Here is a 12,605-nt window from a genome sequence, read left to right as displayed (position 1 = left end):
ATTGGGCATTCGGAACGGAGAGCCTGAACTCATGATCCGGTGTCGGTACCCGGATTGGCACCGGCTGAACCGGACTGCTTTTCCGCTGCCATCCGTATGGCGCCCCATGCGGCATCCCCCAGGGATTTCCGGATGCAAACCATGGGACAGGCGCGGTTCAGCAGGTCGGTCAGTTCTTTTTTTACCTGTTTTCCTTTCACCAGAACACCGCCCTGCATGGCAAGTTCCGTCCGATTTCCCGGAAACCGCAGGGCTTTCAGTACGGATTCAACACAAAGGAACAATTCCCGGGCAGCGTTCCGCGCTATGCGCAGGGCAGCCGGGTCCCCGGCTTCACAGGCCGGGTCCAGCAGAACACCCAGTGCGGCAATATCGCTTTTGCCGGATTCGGAATGATATACAAAAGGAAGAAGACTTTCAGGGGAGGTCAGATCCCGTTCGTCCTGCAGCAGGGAGGACAGAACGGTTGGTTCCCTGCGTCCGTCATAACTTTTCATGACTTCCATCAGGATCTGGCGTCCGATATCGTATCCGCTGCCTTCATCCCCGATGATATGCCCCCATCCGCCTGCCCGGTGGGAGGATCCGTCCGTCTTTTGGCCGTAACAGATGGAGCCGGTTCCGGAAACAAGGATGATGCCTTCTCCCTTTCCTAGGGCACCGTAAAGGGCGGTGACTGCATCGTTGGTGATGAGGATACGGCATCGCATTCCAATCCCCGCAAGAAGTTCTTTCAGAATGACATGATCCTGCGGCCGGTCCGCTCCCGCCATTCCCAGGCTGATGCAGCCGAGATCTTTCATGTGGATCTGTGCCTGCGCAAGACCATCCTGAATGACCTGCTCAAGGTTTGCCCGGACCGTATCCCGGCTGCTGCTGTACAGGTTGGTTGGCCCTCCCTGACAGGATGCCAGCAGCTTTCCGCCGGGCCCCGCTATTTTCAGAAGCGTTTTGGTTCCGCCGCCGTCAATTCCCATGATATATCCCGGCTCTGTCTTTTTTACGGTATCTGTTGAATCTGTCATATCTGTTGAATCTGTCATATCTGTTGAATTTGTCGTATTTGTTGGATCCGTTGTACTTGTGATATCTGTTCTATTCTTTGGATTCATTGTTTTGTTCCTTTCCTGTCCTTTTCATCCTTGCCTGGATTCCGGCTGCATTACTGGTACCTTCCCACCCGACCCATCGCAATATTAAGTGGCATTTCCTCAGTATAGAAAATATTTTTCCCGGGTTTTTTCAAAGCCGGCAAGACGGGAGTCTGCATCCTTCAGGAAAGGATCGGTATTTCCGCTCTGAATGGCTGTTTTCAGTTCTGTTGTTCCAGCCAGCAGGTCAAAGGGGGCCGTTCCTCCTGCCTTATAAGGCGGCAAAAAGGAGAACTCTTCATAATTCTCATGCAGGCTGCAAAGGATAGCCACTCCCATTCGGAACGGCTGTATGCGGTATTTATCCCGTATCTGGATCCGGATTCCTTCACAGTGTTCTCCCTCGTATTTTGAAAATGTGGGAGTAAAATAGCAGGGGCAGAATTTCACTCCGGGAAGGTCCAGGTGATTCAATTCCTGTGCTGTCTGGAATCCGTCCATCCATGGCGCTCCGATTATCAAAAACGGCTGGGTGGTTCCTCTGCCTTCCGATACATTGGTTCCTTCAAACAGGCAGGTTCCAATATAGGCGAGAGCGGTATCCAGGGTTGGAATGTTGGGGGAGGGGGGCAGGAAATCCAGGCCGGTTTCTTCAAAGTACCTGTCCCGTTTCCATCCGTCCATTTTTACGACTTCGAGGTCGCAGCCGATGCCAAATTCGCAGTTGATCAGTCCGGCCAGTTCCCCTGCGGTAAGGCCGTATCTTGCAGGAATGGGATATCTGCCGATAAAGGAGGAAAATTTCGAATTCAGTATGTCCCCTTCCGTCCTGACCCCTCCCAGAGGATTGGGACGATCCAGCACCATAAACTTCTTTTTGGTGTCTTTTGCCGCTTCCATGCCGCATGCCATGGTGGAAAGATAGGTATAATATCGCGCTCCCACGTCCTGGATATCGTAAACCAGCACATCCACGTCCCGGAGCATGGCCTCCGTGGGCTTTCGGTTCTTTCCATACAGGCTGTATACCCCTGCGCCGCTGTTCTTATCAATGGAATCGGACACTGTTGCGCCTGCCTGCAATTCCCCTCGGACTCCATGTTCCGGGGCAAACAGACAAACCAGATTTTCCGATTCCTTCAGGATGTCGATGGTACTTTCGAGTTCCCGGTTCACACCGGTGTGATTGGTAATCAGACCGGCTTTTTGGTTTTTCAGGATCTCGGGATCTGTTTCGATCCGGTCGATCCCACACATTATGGGTTTCATATGATCCGCCTCGCTTTTATTTGAATTTTGCATAACAGGATATTTTTTATAAAAAATAGCTGCGGTTCGCGCATTTTCGCATAAAATGGCAGGTTGTCATTTTTGCATCGCAGGCATGGGTTTGCCAGGATGCGGCAGGGAAAACACAGGAAAAACCGCAGCGGATTGTTTTTATTTCAATTATTTACTGATCTTTTTCCAGGCTTCCTCACCCTGGTCCAGGATATCCTGCAGGCCGATGGGTTTCAATTTATCATATTCCTTGTAAAAGTCGTCCACGGAAAGTTCTCCGATAACGCACTGCGCCACCATGGCCTCCAGTTTCGGCATAATATCCGCCTGTTTCTCCGAGTAGGCATCCGTGGTCAATGTCGGAATCGGAGTGAAGAAGAAATCCTGACCGGCATACAATGCATCATAGAAGTACTGCATTGGCTCCGTCAGTTCTTCATAGGCCTTGCCGCCGGTTGTGATCTGCATATAGGCATCCTCCGTAAACAGATGCGGGAATGGGGTAAAGTTCAGTCCGGCCTTCCGGGCATCGTCAAAGGAGTTGATGTAGGGTTCCTTCAGCACGGGCCTGGAGTCCCTGATCTCATGATGAGTCCCTTCCAGTCCGTAGGACATGAGTTTGATGCCGTCCTCGCTGAATACGTAATTGTAGAAGTCGATAATCTGTTCCGCCTTGTCTTCGCCGGCAATCGTGATGGACGCTGTGGGGGAGACCCGCACCCGTGAGGGAATGCCCTGCTTTCCGTCCGGTCCCTTGATGGGCGGTACGCCGATCATTGCAGCTTTCGGCTCGACTTCTCTCATGACTTCCGTGGAGGTTCGGGTATTGGCTGCCCATGTCATCGTTGAACCGACCAGGTTTGCGGACAGTACCTTTTCCAGCTCGGGATTGTCAACATATGTGCCCCGGGTGGCAAATTCCTTATCCAGCAGGCCTTCCTTGTACATGGACTGCATTTCTTTGAGGAATGTTCGGAATTCCGGCATTCCGTACATTAAAGTGTATTTTCCGCCGGAGTCCACGGTAAAGCCGATTTTGTTGGAAACATTGATTCCAAAGGCCGGCAGCAGGCCATACACATCTCCTGCATAGGGAATTTCGTTGGTGGCGTCTCCATCCTTGTTGGCGTCCTGATCCTTAAAGGCTTTCCATACGGTTTTCCATTCATCCCATGTTTCAGGTGCTTTTTCAATTCCCACGTTATCCAGCCAGTCCTTCCGGATCTGCATGGCGTAGGCAGGCGGGAAATCCAGGATAAATGGTACGGTATAAATGTGTCCGTCCATGGCAGAGCGCATATACGGGTAATCATCATCCGTCAGCTGGGCAAGAATATTTTTTCCGTGACTTTCCAGCAGATCGTCCAGCGGGAGGATCGCTCCTTCGTCCACCAGTTTGGCAGTGCCTCCTCCGGCAAGGACATCCGGCATATCGTCGGAGCCCAGTGTGACGGTTACTTTTTCTTCGTACTGATCCGTAGGATACCAGCGAAAATCAATTTCGGTATTGGTCCGTTTCATGAGTTCATCAAAGATGGGAGTCCCGTCCTGCGGATGGACACCCCAGATGCTGCTCATGTAGCTGAATTTCAGGGATTCTTTTCCTTTTTCGGTGTCCTTTGCGTCCGTGCCTTTTTTTGCGGATTCCTTCGGCTTTGGATTGCTTGTTTCCGGACTGTTCTTCGAACAGCCTATGAACGCGGAGAGCATTACCAGTGACAATACCAGCCCGATAATTTGTCTTATGGCCTTTTTTTGCATTTTTTTCGACTCCTTTCCATATGAATGGGTTTCTTTATTTTATGGATTCCCTGTAAACCAGGCAGGAGGAATCCCTGCGCACTTGTTTCAGGCCTTGACGGATCCAATGAGGATGCCTTTTACAAAATAACGCTGAAGAAACGGGTAGATCATCAGCATGGGGATCAGGGATACGAAAATCACCGCATTCTGCACCTGCTGCGGGATCACCATGCTGCCTTCCCCGGCATGCACCGCAGCTTCCACCTCATATAATTTTCCGGAGGCCTGTAGAACGATATCATGCAGGACCACCTGCAGGGTGTATTTGTCTGTGTCATTCAAATACATGAGAGGCGGCAGAAAGCTGTTCCAGTGCCCGACGATGAACCAGAGTGCCACCGTGGCAAGGACCGGCCTGGAGACCGGAAGTACAATCCGGATCATGCAGATCACATCGTTTGCCCCGTCCAGCCTGGCCGACTCAATCAGGGATATGGGAATGCTCTGAAAAAAGCTTCTCAGAATGATGATATAGTAGGCCGGGGCCAGGGAGCTGAATATCAATGCCCAATGGGTATCCAGAAGTTTCAGATTCCGCATGACCAGATAGGACGGGATCATGCCGCCACCAAACCACATGGTAAACAGGATCATGAACGCATAGAGCTTTTTCCCGTAAAAGTTACCGAATGCCAGCGGGTATGCTGCGGCTGTACTGAAAATCATTCCCAACACACAGCCGACCGCTGCCACGTAGATGGTATTGGCGTAGGATCTCCAGATATGCTGATTGTTGAAAATATTGTGATAGGCCTTGCCGGTTATGCCGATGGGGTAAAAGGTCACCTCCCCCCGCTGTACCGGGGAACTGGAGCTCAGTGATATGGCCAGTACATTCAATACCGGGTAGAGAAACAAAATAATCAGGAGACACATGAGAATCACATTGAAAACGTCAAATACCTTTTCTCCTTTGGTTTTCATGGTTGAAGCCGACATGAGAACTTCCCCCTTTTTCACTCTCTATATTAAACTGATTTCCGAATATTTTTTGCTCAATTTGTTTGCCACTGCCACAAGAACCAGGCTGATGGCTCCGTTAAACAGGCCGACAGCGGTTGCCAGACTGTAGTTGTTGTTGACCATACCCCGTTTATAGACATAGGTGGATAACACTTCGGATACGCCGAGATTATGGGGATTCTGCATCAGATATACCTTTTCAAATCCTACCGACAACAGGGATCCGATCCGCAGGATCAGCATGACTATGATGGTCTGTGAAATGCCCGGGAGCGTAATGTGCAGGACCTGTTTCCATCTGTTGGCGCCATCAATGACAGCGGATTCATATAATTCCGTATTGATGCCGGCAATAGCCGACAGAAAGATAATGGAACTCCAGCCCATTTCCTGCCATATCCCGGAAATAATCATAATGGGGCGAAAATATCCGGGCTCTCCAATGAAGTAGATTTCCTTTCCTCCCAGTTGTTTCAGGATGGAGTTGACTATGCCCATGGAAGGGGAGAGGATATTCCGGATCATGCTCACAACGACCACGATGGAAAGGAAATGCGGCAGATAACTGATGGTCTGCACACCCTTTTTGAACTTTCCCCCTGCCAGTTCGTTCAGAAAGATTGCAAAGATGATTGGAGCGGGGAAGGAAAAGATCAAACTCAGGATGTTCAGATACAATGTATTCCACATAATGGTCAGAAAATCCGGATTGCTCATAAAGGATTGAAAGTGCTTCCATCCCACGAATTTGCTTCCTTCGAACCCCTTCAGGATCCTGAAATCGTAAAAGGCAATTCTCAGCCAAAGCATGGGCCAGTAATGAAACAAAATGTAGTAAACCATAACCGGAAGAATCATCAGATAAATCCATCGGTTGGCCCATATCTTCCTGCCGATTTTCTGCCGGCTCGTTTTCGGCCCGGCGGTTCGGTACTGCATGGATGCATTGGACATGCTGTTTCTTCCTCCTTTTATAGAACCTGGATTCAGGTGTGCGGCCATGTTGAAGCATTCTCTTTGTTGATTCTCTTTGTTGATTCCCTTTGTTGTTCAGTTGTTTTTGTGCCCGTGTTCCACGGCCTTTACGATGAATCCGTCTTCTTCTTTCAGCCATTTGCAGGCGGTTTCATAATCGGATCCTGTTTCGATCATGACGATGGCTGTCTTTGGACTCCGGTGGCTCCGATTCAGGTAATCCTCCGCTTTCCGGTAGGACACGCCGGTAGCCAGCATGATAATTCTCCTGGCCCGTTCCATCAGCTTTTTGTTTTTGGGATTCAGGTCCACCATCAGATTCCTGTATACTTTCCCGAGCCTGACCATAACGGCTGTGGAGATCATGTTCAGGATCATTTTCTGTGCCGTACCGGCTTTGAGCCGGGTGGAGCCCATCAATATCTCCGGACCCACCACGGTGTTGATGGGGATATCCGCTGCCCGATCCAGGGCGGAATGTTCATTGCAGGTAATGGAGATGGTAAGGGCTCCGCGCCTTCCGGCTTCTTTCAATACTCCGATGATGTAGGCTGCCTGGCCGCTGGCGGACAGACCGACGACGGTGTCCCGGCCGGTGATCGCCTGCCTTTGAACCTCTCTGACGCCTTCTTCCTTTCTGTCCTCAATATCCTCCTGCGCGACATGAAAGGCATCCTGTCCTCCTGCCATAAAACCCTGAACCAACTGTGGATCCGTTCCAAAGGTAGGCGGACATTCTGCAGCGTCCAGGATTGCCAGCCTTCCGCTGGTTCCCGCGCCGAAGTACAGAAGCCGGCCGCCTTTTTTCATCCGGGGGACGATCCGGTCCACCGCCCGGGCAACGTCCTCCAGACTTCCTTCCACCGAATAGGCCACCTTTTTATCTTCTGCATTCATCACTTTCAGGATATCCAGAGTATCGATCCGGTCAATATTCCAGCTGCTGCTGTTTTGCTGTTCCGTTGTCAGGGAGCCCAGCAGATCCTCGGTGTTCTGCATTTTTCCATCTTTTGATTTGCTTTTTGATTTACTGCCTTGATCCGGTTTGTTGCCTTGATCCGAATCTATTCCGGAACCCTTTTGATCTTCCATGTGTCCGCATCATCTCCTCATGATTTCGTTCTGCAGTGCGATTCATGTATCCCTGTCGGTTTTTTATTCTGCTGCAGAGGCGTTTGCGTGTTGTCATCCCAGGTACAGACTGCTCAGACCTTCCGGATGGAAGTGGCTCCGCTGGTATTCTCCAGAGACTCCATGTTTTTATCGTATTTTTTCATTGCCACGTTTACAAACAGGATATCGATCAGATTCAGCTGCGCGATACGGGATGCCATGGCTCCCATCCGGAAAATGGCTTCCTGGGACGATACAAAAAGGGCAACATCCGCAAATTCGGTCAGGGGAGAGTTCCCGACCTTTGTGATGCTGATCGTGGAAGCGCCTCTTTCCTTTGCCACCTTCAGAATGTCGATGACCTCCCTGGTGGCTCCGGAATAGGAAATGCCCACGGCAGCGTCATTTTTTGTCAGATTGGCTGCGGATGTCAGCTGCAGGTGGCTGTCCGGATAGTAATGGCATAAGGTATTGATCCGGATAAACTTTGTCATGGCATCATAGGCCACGATGCCGGATGCCCCCATCCCCGTAAAATCAATCCGCTGGGCTCCGGATAAGATGTCAATGGCCTTGTCCAGCTCACTGATGTCCAGCACGGAGGCTGTCTGGTCAATCGCCTGCCTGTTGAACTCCACGATTTTTTTCATGATGGTGGCCGTGGAATCGTTCCTGTTAATGCCGCCAATGCTGTCATTCTGTGAAGGATTCTGCCGGGTCAGGGATGCGGCGATCTTGATCTTTAACTCCTGAAATCCCTTTAGGCTCAGGGTCCTGGAAAACCGGACGATGCTTGCTTCACTGGTGGAACAGGCATCCGCCAGCTCCGTGATGGCCATATTGATGACCTTCTCCGGATACTTCAGAACGTACTCCGCTATTTTCTTTTCGGAAGGCTTGAACGAATCCTTCCATTCCTTGATATTGAACAAGATATCTCTCATATCATTATCCTTTGATCCATTATTCTTTGATCTTTGTAAAACTGAAAGGAATCTTCCATGGATTCCTTCGGCTCTCTTACTATAGCATAGCCGTAGATAATTTTCAATATATATTTTATTAACTGCAATATATTTTCATATTTATGAAATACAATATATTTTTATATGGATAGGTTGCCATAACCATTCCTCTGAAAATTCACGCTGCCCGGTTATTTTTTCAGAACCAATGTGGCGACTTCCTTTTCGTTGTACTGGGATGAAATGATGCCTCCGTCGGACAGTCTGGAATATATCCCCTGAAATGCTCCGTTATATACAAAAAGCCCGGACATATTGCTGTAAGGTTTAAATTTTGCTTCCTGATCCGTAAAACAGATATTCTCCGTCCGGTACGGGGGACAATATTCCTGATAAATATATCCTTTATTGAGATTTTTCATTACAATGGCATTCCATTCTTCCTTGCTGTAATCCATGCCCGCAAACACGCCCTTTGACGCATAGGAGTCCAGTGGCTTGATAATCCATCGGTCCTTATCCGCGGTCACCTGATTTACATCACAGAAATGCTCATCCAGCAGATTGGTGAAGGGAATGTGTTCCTTTACGAACAGCTGCTCTTCTTTTGTCAGAAGGTTTAATGTGGGCTGCTCGCGCAATGCCTTGAAAAGCCATTTATTGTGAATGATCTGGGTGCAGAATGATCCCATCACGCAGACATCCTGATTTTTGACAGCACCTATAAAATCCTGTACTTCATCATACCGGGCCATGATATCCGTGGTGACCGCCCTTCTGTATACGAGGTCCACCGACTGTCCGGATGGGGAATACAATACATGATTCCGATATTTCATTTTTGTGATCTCGCACACTTCACAGGAATAGCCGTAATTCTGAAAACGCTTTTTAAATTCTTCAAACTCTGTGACAGCGCCATTTTCGAGAAAATCCACGATGGCGATATGAGGTTCTTCAACTTTCTTCTCATAAGTGTCATATAAAGATAAACAGGTTTCCACCCAGGTATCAAAGAGTTCAAAGGACTGAAATTGATGGCCTTCTTTCACATGTGCATGTGCGGGATTATATTTCAGGGCCTGATTCAGCAGCCTGTCCTCGTTCATCGCACTGGTTCCGTCCGTATTGATCTCACAGAATTGGAACGTATGATCCTCTTCATTGAAAAAGATATCAAATCTTGCCATCGGAAGGAGACTGTCATAGAGATTCGGAACCAGGATCAGTTCCCCGAGTTCCTTTGAAAATGGAAAGTTCTTTCTGTATTCCGGATGATCCAGATACTCACGGATCACCTTGGTGAAGATACGGTAGGTTGTCTGAACGATATTCTGAAAAGTGCGGATCGTATCCTGTGAAAATACCTTGGGGATCTGAAGCGGATGAACATGAACGCGTCCATGGTAGTAAGCGGGGGAATGGGAAAGAAAGTCTTCCACGGATAGCGCGGATGCGGCATTTTCCCTCATATGTTCTGTGATATAGGATTTATACTCTTCCTGTATTGATCTCAATATTGATTTCAAAATGAATCCGAACTCCTTTTTGCGGAAATTTATTTTAAAATTCTCCGCAGGTTTTTCTTTTGATATTCTGCAGCCAAAGTTGTTTTCTGATTTACCAGAAGGATAAAAGGATCCAGGAATTTCTCTTCTCCGTTTGTGAGATGATCTTTTGCCATCTCCAGCAGCTCTCCTGTAAACTGGTCAGCCGGCACTCCATAGATTTTCCCCTGATATCCATCCCTGGAAAGGGACTGGTTTGCTTTATGAATATCCTCAATCGTTACATGATATCGGCTGAGCAAGTCCTTCGCAACTTCCGATTGAAAGAAAACACCCTTGACAAGGGCCAGATATGCCTTCATATATTCGGCGGGCATGCTGTCTGCGCCGCGGATTTCCACATAATTTTTCAGCCGAACGTCCACAAAAGTCATGGAGATAATATGCTCCACATCTTCGGGAGTCATCCGCTTTTCGCCCCAGATATCGCTGACACGATCCTCCCCTGAAAAGACGAAATCCCCGTCTTCCGGCTTCATAACAGGCGGCATGTTCCACAGATATTCAGCATAGGTATGGAAGCTAAAATTGTCATCAAAAAGGCCGTCCGGACTGCCGCACCGTTTCGGGTCCACATTGTCCCAGATTTTTGTACGGACAAGATGGCCCGGCCAGGGTTTCCCTTCGAAGATCGGCGTGTTGTCCGTCAAAAGCCTGATAGCCGGCATAATCAGATATGCCGTGCGATATTTGCGGACAAAGTCCTCCTCACTGCAGTAATCGATGGATATCTGCGTCGCTGCGGTTCCCCTCATCATATTTCTTCCCCGGGTGCCGGAAGTCCTGAAGTACCGATCCATATACCGATATCGCTTTTTGGGAATCAGGGGCAGGTCATCCACATGACTTTCCGGCTGATATCCGATGTTCCATAATTCATACCCTTCCTGATCCAGAATCGGCTGTATTATATTCAGGAAACTGCGATAAATCCTCATGATGGTCCGGATATCTTCCCTCGGGGTGATGCTGATCTCAAACTGGGCTGCCGGCTCCAGACTGATGGAATAGTCGGCGTTGGATAATCCCAAAAGGCTGTCCTGTTCATAGATAAAATGGGGATAATATGATTTGAGCTGTGCAAGCAGCCAGCCAATTCCATGATCCTCATAATAGGTTACCGCTTTCTTGGTATCTTTGTGCACGATGATATGTTCAATCTCCATACCAAGTTTTTGAATACAATTTAATTTACATCCATTGCGAAAATAATCTTCCAAAATCTTCAGATTCTGTTGCTTAAAATAACTGTTCATTATTACTCCTTTGTCCATTGCTTCCGTTCAGTTCCATGTTCCATTTCACATATAAAGTATACCATGAGCATGGGAAAAGAACAAACGGCGCCAATTTGCAGACAGCGTCCATTCCCTGCAATCTATTTTCACCGATTCCTTTCCTTTACTCCAGGGAGGAAAAAAACATATTGTGCAGCAGCCTGCGGAACCGGATGATTTTCTGGTTTTCCCTGCCGTAATGAACCCGGTTGGTCAGACAGATGAGATAGACTCCGAGGAAGTTATCCAGCCAGATGGAGGTGCCGGTAAAGCCGGTGTGTCCGTAAGAACCCGGAAGAGCCAGCTCGCCTCCTGCGTTGGCATAGGAATCCGTTCCGGGGACCCGGTCCGTTTTCAACGACCAGCCAAGGCCGCGGTCCTCTCCCAATGCATAGGTATAATTTCGGGTCATGGCTGCAATGGAAGCTTTGGACAGTATCCGCCGGTTCCCGATTTTGCCGCCGCTCAACAGCAGGACAGCGTATTTGCTGATATCCGATGCATGGGAGAACAGTCCGGCGTGTCCGGCAACTCCGCCCAGAAACCGGGCATTTTCGTCGTGAACAAGTCCATTTACGATCCTGCAGGTGTGGTGATTTTCCTCCGTTGCGGCAACATTGTCCGATGCCGGACAAAAGCCGGTATGCCGCATACCCATGGGCTGGTAAAGGTATTTTGCGGACAGGTGATCCAGGGTGTCTTCGCCCACGGCTTCCAGGACACGTCCCATGACAATGAACCCCAGATCGCTGTATGTTACCTGTATTCCTGCGGGAAAGCGGATGCCATGTTCTGCAATCTGCATGATGTCATCTTCCGGTTTGTCGCACAGATCATACAGCGCAAGGTCGGGGGCAAGCCCGGCTGTATGGGTCAGCAGCTGTCCCAGCGTAATCTCCTTTCCCGGGCCGTCAGAGAAGGGGGGAAGGTAATCGGCGACTTTGTCTGCCAGGCTGATTTTTCCCTGTTCCACAAAGGCCATGGCCAGGGGAGCTGTGGCCAATACCTTTGTCAGAGAGGCCATATCAAACAGGGTGTCCCGGTTCAGAGGCAGCCTTTCCGGATAAACGGACCGGCTGCCTGCAGTATACTCCAACAGAACTTCATCCGGGGTGCCTGCCAGGATGGAAGCACAGGGAAAGGCATCTTCAGCCACAGCCGTCCGAATCAGATCCCGGATGACCGCCTTTTTTTCTTCTCTCATTTTCATATTCATTGACATCTCCTTTTGATTCTCCGGAAATACTTAGGATGAACATATTATACCATCCCGACATGGCCTGTAACACGGGGACACGAATAAATGGAAGGAAATTTGCAAAATTTGAAAAAGCTATTGAAAGATCGGTCGGAAGGAGGTATAATGATGAGGAAGGCAAAATTTATTTTACATGGCCTTTGATGTGGGCAATTAACTCAGCTGGCAGAGTGCTACCGTCACATGGTAGAAGTCGAGGGTTCGAGTCCCCCATTGCCCACCAGCATCGCAGCTTGTCAGGGATAGAATAGCAGGCTGCCTTTATTTATGTAAGAAAATTATCAGCGATTACCGGCATATGTTTTTTTGTG

At 49.0% G+C, this 12,605-nt stretch carries 10 protein-coding genes and 1 tRNA gene; 1 reads left to right on the top strand and 10 read right to left on the bottom strand.

Annotated features, from left to right (window positions below):
- Nucleotides 1-29: 29 nt before the first annotated feature.
- From QBE55_03395 to QBE55_03350, 10 genes are all read right to left on the bottom strand, one after another.
- Nucleotides 30-1,025, bottom strand: a complete 996-nt coding sequence (locus QBE55_03395) for a BadF/BadG/BcrA/BcrD ATPase family protein (protein ID WZL79222.1) — start codon at nt 1,023-1,025, stop codon at nt 30-32.
- Between the two features lie 186 nt (nt 1,026-1,211).
- Nucleotides 1,212-2,360, bottom strand: coding sequence for a DUF1343 domain-containing protein (locus QBE55_03390; GenBank protein WZL79221.1), 1,149 nt, complete (start codon nt 2,358-2,360; stop codon nt 1,212-1,214).
- Between the two features lie 180 nt (nt 2,361-2,540).
- Nucleotides 2,541-4,133, bottom strand: coding sequence for an extracellular solute-binding protein (locus QBE55_03385; protein WZL79220.1), 1,593 nt, complete (start codon nt 4,131-4,133; stop codon nt 2,541-2,543).
- A gap of 87 nt (nt 4,134-4,220) precedes the next feature.
- The gene (locus QBE55_03380; GenBank protein WZL79219.1) at nt 4,221-5,114 is read right to left on the bottom strand and encodes a carbohydrate ABC transporter permease; all 894 of its coding nucleotides are present in this window, start codon (nt 5,112-5,114) and stop codon (nt 4,221-4,223) included.
- A 24-nt stretch (nt 5,115-5,138) separates the two neighbouring features.
- Nucleotides 5,139-6,092 carry an ABC transporter permease subunit gene (locus QBE55_03375; GenBank protein WZL79218.1) on the bottom strand — a complete coding sequence of 318 codons (954 nt, stop codon included), beginning with the start codon at nt 6,090-6,092 and terminating at the stop codon, nt 5,139-5,141.
- 96 nt (nt 6,093-6,188) lie between these two features.
- Nucleotides 6,189-7,205, bottom strand: coding sequence for an N-acetylmuramic acid 6-phosphate etherase (gene murQ / locus QBE55_03370; GenBank protein ID WZL79217.1), 1,017 nt, complete (start codon nt 7,203-7,205; stop codon nt 6,189-6,191).
- A gap of 113 nt (nt 7,206-7,318) precedes the next feature.
- Nucleotides 7,319-8,170, bottom strand: coding sequence for a MurR/RpiR family transcriptional regulator (locus QBE55_03365; GenBank protein ID WZL79216.1), 852 nt, complete (start codon nt 8,168-8,170; stop codon nt 7,319-7,321).
- Nucleotides 8,171-8,382: 212 nt separating this feature from the next.
- The gene (locus tag QBE55_03360) at nt 8,383-9,720 is read right to left on the bottom strand and encodes a hypothetical protein (GenBank protein ID WZL79215.1); all 1,338 of its coding nucleotides are present in this window, start codon (nt 9,718-9,720) and stop codon (nt 8,383-8,385) included.
- A gap of 29 nt (nt 9,721-9,749) precedes the next feature.
- Entirely contained in the window at nt 9,750-11,015 is a 1,266-nt protein-coding gene (locus QBE55_03355) for a glutamate-cysteine ligase family protein (protein WZL79214.1), read from the bottom strand.
- 145 nt (nt 11,016-11,160) lie between these two features.
- Nucleotides 11,161-12,246 (bottom strand): serine hydrolase, encoded by a 1,086-nt coding sequence (locus QBE55_03350; GenBank protein WZL79213.1) that lies wholly within the window; start codon nt 12,244-12,246, stop codon nt 11,161-11,163.
- 195 nt (nt 12,247-12,441) lie between these two features.
- On the opposite strand from QBE55_03350, the gene QBE55_03345 reads away from it, so the two are divergent.
- A tRNA-Val gene (locus QBE55_03345) sits at nt 12,442-12,517 on the top strand.
- The last annotated feature ends 88 nt before the right edge of the window (nt 12,518-12,605 follow it).

The organism is Eubacteriales bacterium mix99 (genome assembly GCA_038396605.1).
GTDB lineage: Bacteria > Bacillota > Clostridia > Caldicoprobacterales > DTU083 > UBA4874.
The sequence above is the reverse complement of the archived record's forward strand: the minus strand, read 5'-3'. Positions and strand labels throughout refer to the sequence as shown.